This window comes from Jhaorihella thermophila, from assembly GCF_900108275.1.
Lineage (GTDB): Bacteria > Pseudomonadota > Alphaproteobacteria > Rhodobacterales > Rhodobacteraceae > Jhaorihella > Jhaorihella thermophila.
This window is the reverse complement of sequence record NZ_FNVD01000002.1, coordinates 198,229-217,318: the sequence shown is the minus strand read 5'-3', so window position 1 is coordinate 217,318 and position 19,090 is coordinate 198,229. Positions and strand designations below refer to the sequence as shown.

At 65.9% G+C, this 19,090-nt stretch carries 16 protein-coding genes; 5 read left to right on the top strand and 11 right to left on the bottom strand.

Annotated elements, in window-relative coordinates; all coding sequences use genetic code 11:
• The first annotated feature begins 106 nt into the window (after positions 1–106).
• On the top strand, positions 107–1,525 hold the full coding sequence (locus C4S70_RS04295; RefSeq protein ID WP_380218688.1) for a D-alanyl-D-alanine carboxypeptidase family protein: 1,419 nt from the start codon (positions 107–109) through the stop codon (positions 1,523–1,525).
• Here C4S70_RS04295 and C4S70_RS04290 read toward each other — a convergent pair.
• The 9 genes from C4S70_RS04290 to ccoN all read right to left on the bottom strand — a co-directional run bounded on the left by C4S70_RS04290 (position 1,483) and on the right by ccoN (position 11,138).
• Positions 1,483–3,048, bottom strand: coding sequence for a bifunctional aminoglycoside phosphotransferase/ATP-binding protein (locus C4S70_RS04290; RefSeq protein ID WP_104006864.1), 1,566 nt, complete (start codon positions 3,046–3,048; stop codon positions 1,483–1,485). The genes C4S70_RS04295 and C4S70_RS04290 overlap by 43 nt on opposite strands.
• Before the next feature lie 23 nt (positions 3,049–3,071).
• Positions 3,072–3,230, bottom strand: a complete 159-nt coding sequence (gene ccoS / locus C4S70_RS04285) for a cbb3-type cytochrome oxidase assembly protein CcoS (protein WP_104006863.1) — start codon at positions 3,228–3,230, stop codon at positions 3,072–3,074.
• A 4-nt stretch (positions 3,231–3,234) separates the two neighbouring features.
• Entirely contained in the window at positions 3,235–5,415 is a 2,181-nt protein-coding gene (locus C4S70_RS04280; RefSeq protein ID WP_104006862.1) for a heavy metal translocating P-type ATPase, read from the bottom strand.
• Between the two features lie 4 nt (positions 5,416–5,419).
• Positions 5,420–5,878 (bottom strand): FixH family protein, encoded by a 459-nt coding sequence (locus tag C4S70_RS04275; protein WP_104006861.1) that lies wholly within the window; start codon positions 5,876–5,878, stop codon positions 5,420–5,422.
• Between the two features lie 3 nt (positions 5,879–5,881).
• Positions 5,882–7,303 carry a cytochrome c oxidase accessory protein CcoG gene (gene ccoG / locus C4S70_RS04270; RefSeq protein WP_104006860.1) on the bottom strand — a complete coding sequence of 474 codons (1,422 nt, stop codon included), beginning with the start codon at positions 7,301–7,303 and terminating at the stop codon, positions 5,882–5,884.
• Positions 7,304–7,728: 425 nt separating this feature from the next.
• Positions 7,729–8,598 (bottom strand): cytochrome-c oxidase, cbb3-type subunit III, encoded by an 870-nt coding sequence (ccoP, locus tag C4S70_RS04265; RefSeq protein ID WP_104006859.1) that lies wholly within the window; start codon positions 8,596–8,598, stop codon positions 7,729–7,731.
• Positions 8,595–8,780 carry a cbb3-type cytochrome oxidase subunit 3 gene (locus C4S70_RS04260; protein WP_104006858.1) on the bottom strand — a complete coding sequence of 62 codons (186 nt, stop codon included), beginning with the start codon at positions 8,778–8,780 and terminating at the stop codon, positions 8,595–8,597. The genes ccoP and C4S70_RS04260 overlap by 4 nt, the downstream gene beginning before the upstream one ends.
• Before the next feature lie 10 nt (positions 8,781–8,790).
• Complete coding sequence (ccoO, locus tag C4S70_RS04255; protein ID WP_104006857.1) at positions 8,791–9,519, bottom strand: cytochrome-c oxidase, cbb3-type subunit II; 729 nt, start codon at positions 9,517–9,519, stop codon at positions 8,791–8,793.
• Positions 9,520–9,533: 14 nt separating this feature from the next.
• On the bottom strand, positions 9,534–11,138 hold the full coding sequence (gene ccoN / locus C4S70_RS04250) for a cytochrome-c oxidase, cbb3-type subunit I (protein ID WP_104006856.1): 1,605 nt from the start codon (positions 11,136–11,138) through the stop codon (positions 9,534–9,536).
• A gap of 195 nt (positions 11,139–11,333) precedes the next feature.
• On the opposite strand from ccoN, the gene C4S70_RS04245 reads away from it, so the two are divergent.
• Positions 11,334–12,173 carry a universal stress protein gene (locus tag C4S70_RS04245; RefSeq protein ID WP_104006855.1) on the top strand — a complete coding sequence of 280 codons (840 nt, stop codon included), beginning with the start codon at positions 11,334–11,336 and terminating at the stop codon, positions 12,171–12,173.
• A gap of 89 nt (positions 12,174–12,262) precedes the next feature.
• On the opposite strand, the gene C4S70_RS04240 is transcribed toward C4S70_RS04245, so the two are convergent.
• On the bottom strand, positions 12,263–13,585 hold the full coding sequence (locus tag C4S70_RS04240) for a serine hydroxymethyltransferase (RefSeq protein ID WP_104006984.1): 1,323 nt from the start codon (positions 13,583–13,585) through the stop codon (positions 12,263–12,265).
• 99 nt (positions 13,586–13,684) lie between these two features.
• Between C4S70_RS04240 and C4S70_RS04235 the strand changes: the two genes are divergently transcribed.
• Positions 13,685–14,554: a LysR family transcriptional regulator gene (locus C4S70_RS04235; protein WP_104006854.1), complete on the top strand. Its 870-nt coding sequence runs from the start codon at positions 13,685–13,687 to the stop codon at positions 14,552–14,554.
• Between the two features lie 9 nt (positions 14,555–14,563).
• On the opposite strand, the gene fnrL is transcribed toward C4S70_RS04235, so the two are convergent.
• Entirely contained in the window at positions 14,564–15,307 is a 744-nt protein-coding gene (gene fnrL / locus C4S70_RS04230; protein ID WP_104006853.1) for a transcriptional regulator FnrL, read from the bottom strand.
• 61 nt (positions 15,308–15,368) lie between these two features.
• On the opposite strand from fnrL, the gene hemN reads away from it, so the two are divergent.
• Complete coding sequence (gene hemN, locus C4S70_RS04225; protein ID WP_104006852.1) at positions 15,369–16,724, top strand: oxygen-independent coproporphyrinogen III oxidase; 1,356 nt, start codon at positions 15,369–15,371, stop codon at positions 16,722–16,724.
• A 298-nt stretch (positions 16,725–17,022) separates the two neighbouring features.
• Positions 17,023–18,954, top strand: coding sequence for an elongation factor G (locus tag C4S70_RS04220; RefSeq protein WP_104006851.1), 1,932 nt, complete (start codon positions 17,023–17,025; stop codon positions 18,952–18,954).
• Positions 18,955–19,090 lie beyond the last annotated feature (136 nt).

The window sequence follows — 19,090 nt, the reverse complement described above, 5'->3', positions numbered from 1 at the left end:
GATCACCGGCTTTATTTGGTGGCCCCCCTGTGTTAGCCTCGGCGCAAAGCTGAATAAAACGAGGCCGCCCAATGCATGGCGGTCCGAGGCAGACAGAGGCAGAATCGTGTTGGTTCGAAGGACAGTGCCGGCCCATTCCTGGGCAGTTTTTTTCATTGTGGTCTGGCTATATCTGCTGACGGCGGTGACCTCCGTGGCGGCGCCCTATGCCGCGATGGTCATGGACGCGCGAACCGGAGAAGTTCTGTATTCGCGCAACGCCGACGCGCGGCTGCACCCCGCGTCCCTGACCAAGATGATGACGCTCTATATTGCCTTCGAGGCGGTCGAGAACGGCGAGATTTCCCTGGATACAAAGGTGCGGATTTCTCGCAATGCCGCAAGCGAGCCGCCATCGAAGCTGGGGCTGAAGCCGGGGCAGAGGATCGCGCTGCGCTATCTGATCCGGGCGGCGGCGGTGAAGTCGGCCAATGACGCGGCAACCGCGATCGGAGAGGCGATTTCTGGCAGCGAAGAGGCCTTTGCCCGTCGCATGAACCGCACCGCCAAGGCGCTGGGCATGACGCGGACCACGTTCAAGAACGCCAACGGCCTGACAACTCCTGGGCATCTGTCCACGGCGCGGGACATGACCATTCTCGGCCGGCACATCCTGTATGACTACCCCGAATACTACAATCTGTTTTCGCGCCGTTCGACCAATGCCGGGGTGCGGGTGGTGCGCAACACCAACCGCAAGCTGCTGGCCGCCTATCGGGGGGCCGACGGGATCAAGACCGGCTATACCAGGGCGGCCGGGTTCAACCTTGTCGCCTCGGCCAAGCGGGGAAACAAGCGGATCATCGCAACCGTTTTCGGCGGCAAGTCGAGCGCGTGGCGCAATGCCAAGGTCGCGGAACTGCTGGATCTCGGTTTCCGGCGGGCGCCGGCCAAGGCGCCGCTGCGCAAGCCCGGGCGCCCGGCCTATGACGGCGACGGCGCCAAGACCGTCGTGACCGCATCCACGGCGGTTCGCCAGAGCCCGCGCCCGCAGATGCGTCCAGCCCGGCCATTGCTGATGGCCGATGCGGTGGCCGATGCCGTGGCCGGCGTGCTGGCCGAGGCCGTCGGCGAAGAAAGCGCGGAGGCCCGCGACGCGGCGGCGCCCGATCCTGCCGATGCGGGGAGCGAAGGGCGCGAAGTCGTCCAGCCGAAGGTGCGGCCGCGGGACATCGTGCAGGCTTCGCTCAAGGCTGCGGAGCAGTCGGCGCCCGAACGTGAGGTGGTCACGCGGTTCTCGACGTCGGGCGGGCAGTTCTGGGGCGTGAATGTCGGCCGCTACACCACCCGCTACGAGGCCGAGAAGGTGCTGCTGCGCACCGCTCTGGCCGAGATGGCGACGCTGGATGGATCCTTGCGAAAGGTCGTGCAGACTTCGCGCGGGTTCGATGCCAATTTCATGGGGCTGACGCAGGAACAGGCGGACCTCGCGTGCCGGCGGCTTCAGGCGCGGGGCGTGCCCTGTTCCACGATCGGGCCGTCCTGATCGGGTGCCAGGCGGTCGAGGATGTCGCGCAGCGTCTGATCGAGCGGGCGATCGGTCGGGATCATGGCCCAGCGGACGGGCCCGGGATCGCGGCGCAACTGGCGTTCGAGCACGTCCACCGTGGCATCTGACGGGCCGCCGCGCCGGGCGGCGACGCGGGCGCGCAACGCGTCTGCATCGGCCACGAGCCAGAAGGCGGAACACGGCGTTCCCGTTTCGGCAATGGCGGCCTCGATCGCGTCGCGGCGGTCCGGCCGGTCAAAGACCGCATCAACGATCACGGTGGCCCCGGCGCCCAACAGCGCGCGCGCCCGTTCGCCCAGCCGGGCATAGACCCGGTCGGACACGGGCGGTGCATAGGCGTCGGGCGGCAGGCGGGTGTCGCCCGGGACGCCGAACATCGCCTTGCGGGTGCGGTCGCTTTCCACGATCCGCGCGCCGGGCGGGGCGCCCACATGGGCGGCCAGAGCTTCGGCAAGTGTGGTCTTGCCGGTGCCGCTGAGCCCGCCGATCACGACCGCGCGTGGCGGGATGGGGCGCAGCAGCGTGGCGGCAAGGTCGAAATAGCGCCGGGCGGTGGCGGCCAGCCGGTCCCGGTCGGCGCCTTGGTCCTCGGCCCGGGTGGCGGTGACATGGGCGCGCACCGCCGCCCGCACCGCCATCAGGAAAGGCAGCAGGGCAAAGCCTTCATCCTCGCCGGTTTCGTCGCAATAGCGGTTGGCGGCAAGGTTGGCATGTCCCGGCAGGCCCCGGAACCACAGATCCATCAGCAGAAAGGCAAGATCATACAGCACGTCCACCGTGGCGATCCGGTCGTTGAACTCGATGCAATCGAACGGTGTGGGGCGGCCATGGAACAGGCAGATGTTGCCCAGGTGCAGATCGCCGTGGCAGCGGCGGACCTTGCCGGCGGATTCGCGCGCGTCCAGCATGCCGGCGTAGCGTTGAAGGGCGGCACGAAAATCCGCGTCCAGGGCATCTACCTCGGTTTCCGAAAACACCGTGCTGGTGGCAAAGCCCGCGCGGTTGATGTCCAAAACGCCGGCTATGTTCTCGGCTCCCGTCCCTGCGTGCACCTCGGGCGCGGCGGCGTGATATTCGGCCGCGACACGCGCCAGCTCTGCGACCATGCCGGATGTCAGCTCTCGGCGCTCGGCCACTTTCGACAAGAGCGCGTCGTCGTCGAACCGGGCCATCTCGACCACCGCGTCCACCAGCGGACCGTCTCCGTCGAATTCCAGCCCGCCCCGGGCCGCGCGGGTGATCCGCCGGACGCCCAGGTAGAGCCCCGGCGCGTGCGGGGCATTCAGGGCATATTCCTTTTCGCAGGTGGCCAGCCGGATCCGGGGGGTGGAAAAGTCCGCATAGGGCAGTTTCACCGCCCGCTTGAGCTTGAACGCGCGGTCTCGGGTCAGGAAGATTTCCGAAATATGGGTTTCAACCCGCCTGACCGGCGTGTTCTGCCCGTGAGTGGCCGGATCGGACAGAAAGGCAATGGTGGCGGTCTGGTCTTCGCAGATCATGCGCGACCCTCCGGGGTGGCCGCTCAGGGTTTGGGGCGGTCGTCCCACTCGCCCGACAGGATGCGGCGGCTGTCGCCTTCGGGGTCGTCATACTGGTTGGTCCTGACCGTGTAGAAAAACGCCAGCAACCCCGCCCCGCCAAGCAGCAGGGAGATGGGAATCAGAATGGCCAGAACTTCCATGACGTCACCTCACGCGTAGCGCGTTCAGGGATACGGTAATGGACGAAGCCGACATCGCCAAGGCGGCAATCAGCGGCGTGGCAAGACCCGCAACCGCCAGCGGCACCGCGATCACGTTGTAGATCGTGGCGATCTGGAAGTTTTCGCGGATCCGCCTTGTGGCGCGTTCGGCGGTCCGGCAGGCATCGGCGATGGGCGACAGATCCTGCCCCAGCAGCACGATGTCAGAGGCCACTCGCGCCGCGTCCAGCGCCGAGGCGGGCGAGATGGACACATGCGCCGCGGCCAGCGCGGCGGTGTCGTTCAGCCCGTCGCCCACCATCAGCACGCGCCGGCCCTCGTCGGACAGTTTTCGGATGCGGGCGGCCTTGTCCTCGGGCAGGGCCTCGGCGATCCAGCGGTCGATGCCCAGCCGGCGGGCCAGCGCCTCGACCGCGCCCGCCGTGTCGCCCGAGATCAGCAGCACCTGTTTGCCGGCCTCGCGCAGGGCGCGCACGGCCTCTTCGGCACCGGGGCGCAGCGCGTCGGCAAAGGCAAAGGGGATCGGCGCGCGGTCGCCCACGGCCAGCCAGGCGGTGGTCTGCGCACTCTGCGGCGCGCCCACCCAGGCTGCGCGGCCCAGCCGGACCCTCTGTCCGCGCCAGCGGCCTTCGGTGCCAAAACCCGGCACTTCGGTCACGTCGGAGATGTTTGCCGGCTTGATCCCGGCCGCGCGCGCGGCGCGGGCCAGCGCGCGGGACAGCGGGTGCGAGGAGCTTTCGGCCAGTGCCAGCGCGATTTCAAGATCGGCGCGGGCATGGTCGCCCAGGTTGGTGAGCTCCGGCGTGCCGCCGGTGAGCGTTCCGGTCTTGTCAAAGACCACCGTGTCCACCTGCGCCAGCCGTTCCAGCGCGGTTGCGTTCTTGACGAGCAGCCCCTTGCGGAACAACCGCCCAGAGGCCGCCGTGGTCACCGCCGGCACCGCCAGTCCCAGCGCGCAGGGGCAGGTGATGATCAGCACCGCGGCGGCGATGTTCACCGACATGCGGAAGTCGCCCGACCAGAGATACCAGCCGAGGAAGCTGAGCGCCGACAGGATGTGAACCCCCGGCGCATAGAGCTTGGCCGCCTGATCGGCCAGAGACGTATAGCGCGACCGCCCCGATTCCGCGACCGCCACCAGATCGGCCATGCGGTGCAGCGAAGTGTCCTCGCCCACCGCCGTGGCGCGGATCACCAGCGGGCCGGTCAGGTTGACCTCGCCCGCGCTGACCGCGCGGCCGGGTTCGGCATAGACCGGCAGCGTTTCGCCGGTGAGCAGCGACCGGTCCAACTCGGACGTGCCTTCGACGATCTCGCCGTCCACCGGCATCCGCCCGCCGGGGCGCACGAGGATCCGGTCGCCCACGGCCAGTTCGGCCACGCGGACCTCTTCCTCGCCGTCATCGGTCAGGCGGATGGCGCGGGGCACCTCGAGCGCGGCCAACTCCTCGGCCGCCGACCGGGCCACGGCGCGGGTGCGGTGATCGAGATAACGCCCCGCCAGAAGAAAGAAGGTCAGCGTCAACGCCGCGTCGAAATAGGCATGCTCCCCCGACAGCCAGGTTTCCCAGGTCGAGGTGGCCAGCGCCAGCAGGATCGCCAGCGCGATCGGCACGTCCATGTTCAGATGCCGCGATGTCAGCGCCGCCCAGGCGTTGCGAAAGAACGGCTGCGCCGAAAAGGCGATCGCGGGATAGGTGATCGCGGCCGAGATCCAGTGGAACAGGTCGCGGGTGACGCCGTCGGCCCCCGACCAGACCGAGATCGACAGCAGCATCACGTTCATCGAGGCAAAGCCCGCCACCGCCAGCCGCATCAGCAGGTCGCGGCCCAGCTTGTCGTTTTCCGTGGCCGACAGCGTGCCGGGGTCCAGCTCGTGCGCCTCGTAGCCGATGCGTTCGAGCAGCGGGATCAGGTCGGCGGCGCGGATCTCGGGATCGGCCTGAACCGTCGCCCGCTTGAGCGTGAGGTTGACCCGCGCGTTTTGCACGCCGGGATGGGCGTTCAGCGTGCGTTCGACATCCGTGATGCAGGTCTGGCAGTGGATCGTCGGCAGCGACAGCGCGATGCGCGCCTCGGGCAGATCCGCCTGCACCGCCTCGGCCGGGGCGGCCAGGCATCCGGGGCAGGCGGCGGCAGAAGGCGGGCGAAGCTCGGCGGTCATGGGATCACCTTGTCACATGCACCTGGATGCGCTGGGTAAAGAGTGTGCCGTCCTCGTCCGTGGCCTTCAGCCGCACGTCCCAGCGGCCCGGCGCCAGATCGGTCCGCGCCACATAGGCGATGCCGTCGAACGTGAAATCCGGCGTGAAGTCGTCCTTGATCTCGGTGGGTCGGCCCACGGTGGCCTCCAGCGAGGCGACACGGACAGAGCGCCCGTCGCGGTCGGTGAAGGCCAGCCGGAGCGTGCCGTCGCGCTCTTCGGCGCTGACGGTCCAGCCCAGCGCCTCCTGCGCCTTGCGGCGGGCGTCGAAGGTCTGACTGGCGACATAGGAGTTTTCCACTTCGAGGCCCGGAAAGGTCCTGATCGCATTGTAGGCCATGACCGCGTTCACGGCGATGATGACGCCAAAGGCGCCGACGAAGACCATCGCGGCGTGGCGACCGGTGAATTGGCGTTCCGACATGGCTCAGTTCCCCTTGCCATTGAAGACGGTATCGACATAGGCGCGGTCGCCCCCGGTCAGATCCTCTACCCAGAGCCGGATCTCGGTGCGGTCAGAGGTGGCAGGGGCGGATCCCTTCGGTGCCGTTATGTATACACGCTGATGCAGGGTTTCGTTAGCCGGAACCGTGACCGTGTGATAGGGTGTGCCTTCGAGTTCCAGCACCAAGGCCGGGTCGCCCTTGACGGACAGGCGGAACGGATGGGATTCGCCCAGCTTGTTGCGCAGGCGCACGTCGTAGGTGTTGCGGATCGATCCGTCCGACAGGGTGACATAGAGCGGATTGCGCACCGGGGTCACGTTCACGTCGATATCCGACCGGATGAACAGCGCGACCAGAAGCCCCACGCCCACCAGTGACCACAGCGCGGTGTAAAGAATGATGCGCGGGCGGAAGATGTGCTGCCAGACGGGTTTGTCCGGCAGGCCCTTCTTTTCGCGTTCCTCGTCGCTCAGCGCCATGTAGTCGATCAGCCCGCGCGGCTTTCCCACCTTTTCCATCATCTCGTCGCAGGCGTCGATGCACAGCGCGCAGGTGATGCATTCCAGCTGCTGGCCGTTGCGGATGTCGATCCCCATCGGGCAGACGTTGACGCAGGCGTTGCAGTCGATGCAGTCGCCCAAGCCTTCGCGGTTCTTGCCCTTGCCGCGCGGTTCGCCCCGCCAGTAGCGATAGCCGACGGTGATCGTGTCCTCGTCCATCATCGCGGCCTGAATGCGCGGCCAGGGGCAGGCGTAGATGCAGATCTGTTCTCGCGCGAAACCGCCGAAGAAGAAGGTGGTGAAGGTGAGCAGACCCATCGTCGTATAGGCGATCGGATGAGCGTTGCCGGTGATCAGGTCACGTGCCAGCGTCGGTGCGTCGGCAAAATAGAACACCCAGGCGCCGCCGGTGGCCAGACCGATCAGCAGCCACAGCGTCCACTTGGTCAGGCGCAGCCGGGCCTTGCGGAAATCCAGCTTTTTCTGGCGGTGAAGCCGCAGGCGCGCATTGCGGTCGCCTTCGACCCAGCGTTCGACCAGGATGAACAGATCCGTCCAGACCGTCTGCGGACAGGCATAGCCGCACCACACCCGCCCCATGGCCGAGGTGAACAGGAACAGCCCCAGCCCTGCCATGATCAGCAGGCCCGCGACGAAATAGAATTCATGCGGCCAGATCTCGATCCAGAAGAAGTAAAAGCGCCGGTTGGCCATGTCGAGCAGCACCGCCTGATCGGGCAGGGCCGGACCACGGTCCCAGCGGATCCAGGGCGTGATGTAGTAAATGCCCAGCGTGATCGCCATGATGATCCATTTGAGGGTTCGGAACCGGCCCTTGACGCGTTTGGGGAAGACCGGCTCGCGCGCAGCGTAGAGGGGCTGGGCGGAATTGGTGTCGCTCACGGAATCACTCCGAGGTTGGGGAAACGTCTCTGACCGCCTTGTCACAGATGCGAGGGTTCGAAACTTTGATATGGGTCAAAAAGAGCATCTGCCAATCAACTTTTGACGCGACGGCTGGCCGCAGGCAAAAGACGGACGGTATCAACGTCATGGAGACGGGCGCAAAAAGGGCGCCGACTTTTCAGGAAACGCGCGAACAGATCGAAAAGCCGGCGCCGCTGCCCTCCGCCCTTGCAGGCGCGGGAACTGATGATTTCGGACCTTCCATGACCGAACACCGGGACCATCGCACGGAATCGGCGCGAACGATTTGACCCAAGTCAACTTTGGCCGTGAAATCCGAAAGATTTTCACCGGGCCGGCCTCCGCAAAGGAAAGGGGCCGCGCATGGCGGCCCCTTCCGGTTTCTGCGTATGGGGTTGAGATCACTCGCCGCCCCCCAGCTGGTGGACATAGACCGACACGGCGCGGATCTGCCATTCGTCCAGACGCCCGGTCCACGCAGGCATGACGCCCTTGCGCGAATTGGCAACCGTCTCGACGATGGTGTCGTAGTCGCCGCCATAGAGCCAGATCGCATCGGCCAGGTTCGGGGCACCCTGTGCCCGGTCGCCGGTGCCTTCCTCGCCGTGGCACGCGGCGCAGTTCTCTTCGAAGACGACCTTGCCCTCTGCCACTTTGGAGGCGTCCTTCGGCTCGCCCGACAGGCTCATGACATAGTTGGCCACCGCGTCGATCTGCTCGGGCTCGAGCAGTTCGTCACGACCAAAGGCCGGCATTTCCGAGAACCGGGTCTCGTCATTGTCCGGGCTGCGGATGCCATACGCGAGCGTCGTGTGGATGTCCTCGAGCGTCCCGCCCCACAGCCAGTCGTTGTCCAGCAGGTTCGGGAAGCCCTTGGCCCCCTGCGCGCCCGACCCGTGGCACTGCATGCACCAGGTGCCGAACACGGCCCGACCGGCGTTGACGGCATAGGTCTTGAGCTCGGGATCCTTGATGATTTCGGCCAGTTCGCTCGACTCGAGCTTGGCGTTGATCGGCGCGTTGGCTTCTTCAACCTCGGCGATCTCTGCAGCGACGTTGGCTCGGGTGGACCAGCCCAGAAGGCCGGGCGTCGTGCTGTTCAACAGCGGCCATGCCGGGTAGAGGATCGTGTAGATCACGCCCCAGATGATGGTCACATAGAAGACCCAGACCCACCATTTCGGCAGCGGGTTGTTGAACTCTTGGATCCCGTCCCAGCTGTGGCCCGTGGTTTCAGGATCGCCCTTGAGTTTTTCGGGTGTCTTGCTCATGTCCGCGCCTCCTCGGATTGGGCGGGTTTGTCGTCATGCCGGAACGGAATGTTCGCCGTGTCGCGGTACTGCCGGGTGGCGCCGGGGCGGAACACCCAGAGGATCACCCCGACGAAGAAGATGAACAGCAGCAAAAGCCCCCAGCTGTCCGCGAATGCTCTCAGAGCGGTGTATTCTTCCATCACACCCTCCTCAGCGGTTCGGCAGCGGCTGGAAGGTCGAGAAATCGACCAGCGTGCCCAGCATCTGCAGATAGGCCACCAGCGCGTCCATCTCGGAGATGCCCGGCTGGCCGTCGAAATTGCGCACCTGCACCTTGTCGCCATACCGTTCCAGCAGACCGTCATAGTCGCTGTCGGGATCCGCCTGCGCCTTGAAGTCGGCCTCGGCACTGGCGATCATCTCGTCGGTGTAGGGCACGCCCACGATCCGGTTGGTGCGCATCAGGTCGGCGATGTATTTCGGCTCGATCATGCGATCCATGAGAAAGCCGTATTTGGGCATCACCGATTCAGGCACCACCGATTGCGGGTCGATCAGGTGGGCGACGTGCCATTCATCCGAATAGCGGCCGCCGACGCGGGCCAGGTCCGGCCCGGTCCGCTTGGACCCCCACTGGAACGGGTGGTCATACATCGACTCCGCCGCCAGCGAATAGTGGCCATAACGTTCGACCTCGTCCCGCATCGGGCGGATCATCTGGCTGTGGCAGACATAGCAGCCTTCGCGGATGTAGATTTCGCGCCCCGCCATTTCCAGCGGGGTGTAAGGCCGCATCCCTTCCACCTTCTCGATCGTGCTGTCGAGATAGTAGAGCGGGACCATCTGCACGATGCCGCCGATGGTCACGACCAGAAAGCTGAAGATCAGCAGGAGGGTCGCGTTGGTCTCGAGGATCTTGTGTTTGTCGAGAATTGCCATTGCTCCGGCCCTCCTTATTCAGCCGGGACCGCGACGGAAAGCTTCGACTCGGTGGCCGGAACCTTCCTGACGGTCATCCACAGGTTGTAGCACATGATGAGCGCGCCGATGACGTAGAGCACGCCGCCCAGGCCACGCACCACATACATCGGGAACTTGGCGGCCACGGTGTCGGCAAAGGTGTTCACCAGGAAGCCGTTGGCGTCCACTTCGCGCCACATCAGGCCTTCCATGATGCCGGTCACCCACATCGACGCGGCGTAGAGCACGATGCCGATGGTCGCGAGCCAGAAGTGCCAGCTCACCATGCTGAGGCTGTAGAGCCGTTCACGCTTCCACAGGCGCGGCACGAGGAAATAGAGCGCACCAAAGGTGATCATGCCGTTCCAGCCCAGCGCGCCGGAATGCACATGACCGATGGTCCAGTCGGTATAGTGCGACAGAGAGTTCACAGCGCGGATCGACATCATCGGACCTTCGAAGGTGGACATGCCGTAGAAGCCGACCGAGATCACCATCATGCGGATGATCGGGTCGGTGCGCAGCTTGTCCCAGGCGCCCGACAGCGTCATCAGGCCGTTGATCATGCCGCCCCAGGAGGGCATCCACAGCACCACCGAGAACACCATGCCCAGCGTCGAGGCCCAGTCCGGCAGCGCGGTATAATGCAGGTGGTGCGGACCGGCCCAGATGTAGATGAAGATCAGCGCCCAGAAGTGCACGATCGACAGCTTGTAGCTGAACACCGGGCGTTCGGCCTGCTTCGGCACGAAGTAGTACATCATGCCGAGGAAGCCCGCGGTCAGGAAGAAGCCCACCGCATTGTGGCCATACCACCACTGCGTCATCGCGTCCTGCACGCCGGCCCAGACGATCACCGATTTGGAACCGAAGATCGACACCGGAACGGTGACGTTGTTGACCAGGTGCAGCATCGCCACGGTGACGATGAAGGACAGGTAGAACCAGTTGGCGACGTAGATGTGCGGTTCTTTCCGCTTGATGAGCGTGCCCAGGAACACGGCCAGGTAGGCGACCCAGACGATGGTCAGCCACAGGTCGATATACCATTCAGGCTCGGCATATTCCTTGGACTGCGAGTTGCCCAGCAGATAGCCGGTTGCCGCCAGAACGATGAACAGCTGGTAGCCCCAGAACACGAAGTGGCCCAGACCCCCGCCCCAGAGGCGCGCCGCGCTGGTGCGCTGGACCACATAGAACGAGGTCGCCAGCAGCGCGTTGCCGCCAAAGGCGAAGATCACCGCGCTGGTGTGCAGCGGCCGCAGCCGCCCGAAATTGGCGAACCCTTGCGCCCACTCGAAATTGAGCTGGGGAAAGGCCAGCTGGAAGGCGATGAAGGTGCCCGCCAGGAACCCGACGACGCCCCAGAATGCCGTGGCGATCACCCCCAGCCGCACGACGTCGTCATTGTATTCGTTTTCGGGATGCGCCGTTCCCGGTTCGTCGGTGCGGCGCAGGGTATAGATGAAAAGGCCGATGGCAATCACCGCCACGAGAATGGCGTGCACCATGTAGGCCAGATCGCGTGCGTTGTTGGCCGCGTACATCGCAAAGATGGCGACCAACCCAAGCACGATCAGCTTGAGGTAGTTTGACATGTTGCGTCCCTTCGTCTTGTCCCGCGCGATTCTATGGTCACGCCGAACGGGTTAGACCGCCAGCTTGATGCAATCGAAGCCGGACAGCCGCTTTGATCTGCATCAAGACGAAATTTCGAAAACTGTGAAAGGGATCGGAACAGATACCGGATTCACTGCCGGCCGCGGCCGGATTTCAGTTGCAAAGAGGCCCCGATGGCTTACAAGTCGCTCCTCACCGTTTTGACCGATCGCGCGATCGCGGAACCGCCGCTGGCGGCGCTGATCGCGCTGGCCCGAGAGTTTGACGCCCATGCCGAGGCGCTGTGCCTTGGCGTGGATCGCACACAGACGGGATATTACTATGCCGGCGCCAACGCGCTGATCCTGCAGGAGACGCTGGAGCGCGCGAACGCCGAGGCGGCCGAACTTTTGGACTACGCCAACGGCATCCTTGGCAGCGCGGGTGTGCGCTGGTCCACCGAGGAAGGGGTGGCGCAGATTGCCGATCTGGGACGACATGTCGCGTATCGCGCGCGTTTCTCGGATCTGGTGGTCATGCCGAAACCCTATGGCAAGGATCGCGGCGCCGAGGTCGAGCCGATCGTCGAGGCCGCGCTGTTCGAGGGGCGCGCGCCGGTCCTGGTCGTGCCGGACGAGGGCGACGTGAACCCTCATCCCTCGACCATCATCGCCGCGTGGAACGAAAGCGTCGAGGCGCTGGCGGCGATCCGTCGGGCGCTGCCGTTCCTGAAGCGGGCCGACCTCGTGCGCGTGGTGATCATCGACCCGCCGAAGCACGGGCCGGAACGGTCCGATCCCGGCGGGCTGTTGTCGCAGATGTTGGCGCGCCACGGCGTGCGTTGCGAAATCGACGTGCTGTCAAAGACCATGTCGCGGGTATCGGACGTTCTGAACCGTCACGCGGTGGATACCGCCGCCGAGATGATCGTGATGGGCGCCTATGGCCATTCGCGGTTCCGCGAGGCGATCCTGGGCGGGGCCACCCGCAACATGCTCGAACAGGCCAAGGTGCCGGTCTTCATGGCGCATTGAACCGACCGGCGAGGCCGGACAAGGGGGGGCGCGGTCGCGGCTGCCCCCTTTCGACTGTGCCTGTTCCAACGACCTGACACCCGCGCCGGTCACGCTCGCACGAAGTGCATCCCTCCAAAGCCGCGCCTCAGTTCGCGAGTGCGCGTGGCAACGGATGCCGGGGCGTTGCGCCGCAGCCCCTTCGCGATCAGGGCGGCCAGTTCGCCGGCATGATCGGGCGTCACGCCCCGACGCACCAGTTCCGGCGTGCCGATCCGCAGCCCGTTCATGTCACCCGCCACCGGGGCGACGGGCAGGCCGATGGCGCAGGCGAGGAAGCCGGCGCGGCGCAATGTCCTTGACGCGGCCTGTCCGCCGCCGAAGGGGGCCGCCTCGACCGCGAACTGGTGAGAGGCGGTCGCGCCGCCGCGGCCCTTGAACACCGGCAGGCCCTGCGCCTCCATCGCATCCGCAAGCGCCCGGGCCAGATCGATCATCGCCTGCGCATAGGCCGGACCGAACTCCACCCAGTCCAGCAGCGAAATCGCCAGCGCCGCCGATTTCGCCGCGTCGAAATTCGCGGTCATGCCGGGAAAGGCGATCGCGTCGAGCCGTCGGGCGATTTCCGCTTCATTGGTGACGATCAGGCCGCCGGCGGGGCCGCCGAGGCTCTTGTAGGTGCTCATGGTCATCAGGTGCGCGCCTTCGTCCAGCGGGTTGGGCCAGGCGCCGCCGGCGATGATCCCGCATTGGTGGGCGGCGTCGAACAGCACATGCGCGCCCACCTCGTCGGCGATGGCGCGCACCTCCTGCACCGGGTGGGGAAAGAGGTTCAGGCTGCCGCCCACGGTGATCAGTTTCGGCCGCACCTTGCGGGCCAGCGCCCGCAGTCCGTCGAGATCCAGCGAATAGCCGTCCGCATCCACCGGGGCGGGATGCGTGGTCAGGCCGTAAAGCCCCGCGCAGCCGTCGGCGTGGTGCGTGACATGCCCCCCGACCGAGGCGGGCGGGGCGATGATCGCGTCACCGGGCCGGGTCAGTGCCATGAAGCCGTAGAGGTTCGCCAACGCGCCCGAGCCGACGCGGATTTCGGCATATCGGGCATTGAACACGCGGGCGGCAAGCTCCGCGGCGATCACCTCGATTTCCTCGATCGCCTCCAGCCCCGTTTCATACTTGTCGCCCGGATAGCCCAGCGAGGGCCGGCTGCCCAGGCCGGCGGCCAGCGCGGCTTCGGCGCGCGGGTTCATCACGTTGGTCGCGGGGTTGAGGTTGAAACACTCTTCGTCAAGGATTTCCCGGCTCCGCTCGATCAGGGCGGCGATGCGGGCATCGATTTCATCGCCGGTCTCGCCATCGACGCGGGCGGCAATGGACTGGATCAGGGTTTCGTAATGTTCCGGCACCCAGGGGCGGCGGGCAAGATGGGGCATGGTCGTCTCCGTCATGGTCTGCACCCAGCAAACACCCGAGCCGGGGTTGTGGGCAAACCAGTTTTGCGAAAAACTAGGGTCAGAAAAAATGAGGCTCATATGGCTGTCTCGCCGCCCCGTCCGAAGTCCCTGCCGATGAATGCTCTGCGTGCCTTCGAGGCCGCCGCGCGACTGGGCGGCTTTGCCGCGGCAGCCGAGGAACTGGGTGTTTCACCGGGCGCGGTGTCGGCGCATGTCAAGACGATCGAGGATGCGCTGGGCGCCAAGCTGTTCGAACGCACGCCGCGCGGGGTGCGGCTGACGGCGCTGGGCGCACGGATGCAGCCCGAGTTTTCACGGGCCTTCGACGCATTGGGTATGGCGGTGCAAAAGCTGCGTGCCGAGGCCGCGCCGCGCAGGGTGCATATCGCGGCGCTTCCGGCGGTGGCGCAGTTCTGGCTGAGCCACCGCCTGCCGGGGCTGCGGGCCGCCTCGCCCGAGATCTCGGTTTCGATCACGGCGATGGAGACGCCCCCCAACCTGAAGCGCGCGCCGTTCGATCTGTGCCTGTTCTACGGCGGCCAAGGCGAGGTTCTGGTGCGCGACCATGTCTTTCCCGTCTGCGCGCCCCAGATCGCGGCGCGGCTGCGCAGTCCTGACGACCTGTCGCGGGAAACCTGCCTCACCGACAGCACATGGACCTACGACTGGGCGCTCTGGGCCGGGGCGGTGATGCCCGGCGCGGGGTTTTGCCCGCGCGGTCCGGTGCATTCGCTCTACTCGCTGGCGGTCGAGGAAACTGTGAATGGCGCCGGGGTGCTCATGGGGCGCGAGGCGCTGGTGGCGCCGCTCTTGCAGAGCGGGGCACTGGTCGCGCCGTTTTCGAAAAAGGTGCCGCTGCCGCAGCCGCTGACCCTGTGGAGCCTGCGGTCGCTGCGTCCGGGCACGCCGGTTGCGCGGGTCGTCGAGTGTTTGAGGACCGGCGCGTAGGTGGCCCCGTCAGACCAGAAAACCGCCGTCTGCGTCGTCGCCCGCCTCTTCCATCAGACGGCCCATGTCGGGCACGGTGATGTGGCGTTTGCCCTGCATCTCGATCACGCCGTCCTTTTTCAGCGCCGAAATCTGCCGGCTGACGGTTTCCAGAGTCAGACCCAGATAATCGGCCATCGCCTCGCGCGTCAGCGGCAGGTCGAAGACCAGCGGGCCGACCGTCGCCTTTTTCGCGATCGAGGCATCGCGGCGGGCGACGATCGACAGAAGGCTTGCGATCTTTTCCCGCGCCGTCTTGCGGCCCAGCACCAGCATCCACTCCCGCGCCGCGTCCAGCTCGTCCAGCGTCATTTCCAGCAGCCGATGCGCGATATGCGGCGTGCGCGCCATCAGATCCTCGAACGGTTTCTTGCGGAAACAGCACATCACGATGTCGGTGGTGGCGATCACGTTGTAGGCCGCGGTATCGCGTCCCGGCCGCCCCACGAAATCGGACGGCAGCAGCAGGCCCACCATCTGGGTGCGACCGTCCTCCATGGTCTGGGTCAGGGTGGCGACGCCAGTGATCACGGTGCCCACGAATCCCATCTTGTCGCCGGCCCAGATCACCGTCTGGCCCGCCTCGAAGCTGCGATAATACTTGATCTCGTCAAGTTCCTGAAGTTCCAGCGGGTTGCAATGAGCGCAGACCGCGCGGTGCCGGATCGGGCACTCGGTGCATTTCTGGGTGGGGGCGGCGACGGCAGCGTTCATCTGTTTTCCAAATTGATCTGGGTCAAAGTCATGATCGGGCGTTCCCGCCTAACTTATGCCAATGGTCACCAAATCACAATTGGCACGATTGGGTCTTTTTGACGCCAAGGTGCCGCGCTACACAAGCTATCCGACCGCGCCCCACTTCAGCAACGACGTGGGGCCGGATCTTTATGGGGATTGGGTTTCGGACATCGCGCCGGGCAGCGAGATATCGCTTTATGTCCATGTGCCGTTTTGCCGGAACCTTTGCTGGTTCTGTGCCTGCCGCACCCAAGGCACGCAGACGGATTCGCCGCTGGCCGCCTATCTGGAGACGCTCAAGGCGGAACTCGCGCTTCTGAAAGAGCGGCTGCCCGAGGGTGTCACGCTCTCGCGTCTGCACTGGGGCGGGGGAACGCCCACGCTTTTGCCGGCGGCGATGATCGACGAGCTGGCCGGCGCGATCTTCGAGGTCGCGCCCATGGCCGAGGGCGGCGAATTCTCGGTCGAGATCGACCCCGGCGAGATCGACGAATCGCGCATGGACGCGTTGGCGCGCAACGGGCTGAACCGCGCTTCGATCGGGGTGCAGGATTTCGACCCCGAGATCCAGAAGACCATCGGCCGGATCCAGGGCCATGACCAGACCCGCGATGCGGTGGAGCTGATCCGGTCGCGCGGCATTCCCAGCCTGAACGCGGATATCCTGTATGGCCTGCCGCACCAGTCCAAGGCGCGAATCACCGAAAGCGTGCAGAAGCTTCTGTCGCTTCAGCCGGACCGGGTGGCGCTTTATGGCTATGCCCATGTGCCGTGGATGGCCAAGCGCCAGCAGCTGATCCCGTCGGACGCGCTGCCCACGCCCGAGGCGCGGCTGGAGCTGTTCGAGACCGCCCGGCGGCTTTTCCTGTGGGACGATTACGCTGAAATCGGCATCGACCATTTCGCCACGCAGCAGGACGGTCTGACCCGCGCATTGCGGGGCGGCACGCTGCGGCGCAATTTTCAGGGCTATACCGACGACACCGCCGAGGTGCTGATCGGCATCGGGGCGTCTTCGATCTCGAAATTTCCGCAGGGCTATGCGCAGAACGCCCCGGCGACGGGCGCGCATACCGCGAAGATCCGCGACGGGCGGTTCTCGATCAGCCGGGGCCATGTGTTCAAGGGCGAAGACCGCCTGCGGGCGCGCATGATCGAGATGTTGATGTGCGACTTTCGCATCGACGCGGGAGAGATCTGCGATCGGTTCGGCGTGTCGCGGGACTGGCTGGCCGAACAGTTCGAGCGCGCGAACAGGCATTTCGAGGGCCTCCTGGAGGTGACCGAAGAGGGGCTTTTCATCCCGCCTCAGGCGCGCGCGCTCACGCGCATGATCGCGCGGGATTTCGACGCCTACGATCTCAGCAAGGCTGGGCACAGCTCGGCGATCTGAGGCGCGGGGCACGCGGATATGGGGTGACGTCCCGGCGCGGGCCGGCCCGCGCCGGGACGGGTGCGAGTTGATCCGGTTTCGGACGATTGCCGGTCATGACACTTGACGGGGCGGGCATTGGCTTTCAACAATCGTCAGGCAGGACTGGACCGCGGCGCGCCCGGCGCGCGGCGGGGCTGTTCCGCGGCGAGGCAGGCACTTCTGACAAGGCGATACCTGCGGATGCGCGCCGTCCGTCTGATTTTCAGGTCGTGCAATCGTGAACATGAGCCATGAAGCAGACGAAAGGGGCAGATCCATGCGAGTCTTTACCGTTCTAGGCCCGACGCAGTCAGGCAAGACCACCCTTGTCGAGGCGCTGAGCCGCCTGGACGACGGGCGGTCCACCAGGTTCGACGTCGCGGGAGTCGTGACCCTGCACGGTTTCGACTATCTGGGCGAGCCTTGGGTGGCGATCGACGTCGGTGGCGGGGCCGACAACCTGTCCTATGCCGGCCCGGCGATGGCGGTCAGCGACACGGTGGTGCTGTGCGTGCCGCCCGACCCGGACGCGTCGGTTCTGGTCGCGCCCTATCTGCGGATGGTCGAAGAGGCCGGGGTCCCCTGCATCCTGTTCGTGAACCGGATGGACAATCCCAACGGCAGGCTGCGCGACATCGTTTCGGCCCTGCAAGGCTATGCCAGCCACCACATCCTGTTGCGGCAGATCCCGATCCGCGAAGGCGACAAGGTCGTGGGCGCGGTTGACCTGATCTCGGAACGGGCGTGGAAATACCGGGAAGGTCAGCCCTCGGCGCTGATCGAGATTCCGAAATCCGTCGAAGAGCGCGAGCACGAGGCCCGCGCCGAGCTGCTGGAGGAGCTGAGCGATTTCGACGATCACCTGCTGGAGCAGCTGATCGAGGACAGGGAGCCGCCCAGCGAGGAGATCTATCACCTCGCCGCCGAGGTCTTGCAGCACCACCAGCTGATCCCGGCCTGTATCGGGTCGGCGGCGCATCGCAACGGGCTCACGCGGCTGATGAAGGCGCTGCGGCACGAGGCGCCGCAGGTGGATGTCGCGGCCGAAAACGATGGGGCCACCGATGGTGTCAAGGCGATCGCCGCCTTTGCCGACGTGAAGAAGCATATCGGCAAGATCACCGTCCTGCGTGGGCTGGGCGAGGGCGTGAAGGCGCATGACCAGCTGGGCGGCGAGGCGGTCGGCAGCCTGGTTGCGCTGGATGCCAAGACGCAGATCGACGGGATCGCGGCCGGCGAGATCGGACTGGCGGTGAAGTCCGATCATCTGGTGCCGGGGAACCTCTATACCGCCGAGCAGGCGATCCCGCTGCCCGAATGGGCGCGCGGGCGGCCGGCGGGGTATCGGCAGCTGGTGCTGCCGGCGCATGAAAAGGACGACGTGCGCCTGTCCAACGCGCTGACGCGGCTGGCCGAGATCGACCCCGGCTTGACGGTGGAGCAGGATGAGCAGAGCGGGCACGCCATCGTCGGCACCCAGGGACCGCAGCACATGCGGCGGATCGTGGACAAGCTGAAGGAGGATTTCTCGGTCGAGGTGGTCACCGAGCCGGTGCAGGCGGAGTATCGCGAGACCATCAGCAAGCCGGTGGAGCAGCACTATCGCCACCGCAAGCAGTCGGGCGGGGCGGGGCAGTTCGCCGATGTGGTGATCGACGTGGCGCCCCTGCCGCGCGGGACCGGGTTCGAATTCGAGGAAGTGGTCAAGGGCGGTGCGGTGCCGCGCAACTATATCCCCGCGGTCGAGCAGGGCGCGCGCGACGCCACCGAGGAAGGCCCGATCGGGCATCCGGTGGTGGATCTGAAGGTGACGCTGAAGGATGGCAAGCATCATTCAGTGGACAGTTCGGACCATGCATTCCGCATTGCCGGCAAGATGGCGGTGAAGGAAGCGATCGCGCAGGCCAAGCCGATCCTGCTGCAGCCGATCCTGAAGGTGGAGATGCACCTGCCGTCGGTGTTCGTGGGCGACATCGTGCCCACGATCAGCAGCCTGTCGGGGCAGGTGCTGGGCTTCGAGGCACACCCCGCAGCGTCGGGCTGGGAAGTGTTCAACGCCCTGCTGCCGGCCGTTGCGCGGGACGAGCTGATCCGGTCGTTGGCGAGCGCCACGCGCGGCACCGGCTGGGCGGTGTTCGCCTTCGACCATTTCGAAGAGGTTCATGGCCCCATCCCCGAGGCTGCGAAGCGCAAGGAAATGTCTGCCTGACGCAGGCGGGCGCCGGTCGAGGGCTATTGATTGGATTGGCCGTGCCAATCCGGCCGGTGCGAGGGGCTCTGCCCTTTGCACCGGAGGCGCGCAGACCAATATTGCGAGGGGCGCTGCCCCTCGCGCTCCCCGGAGT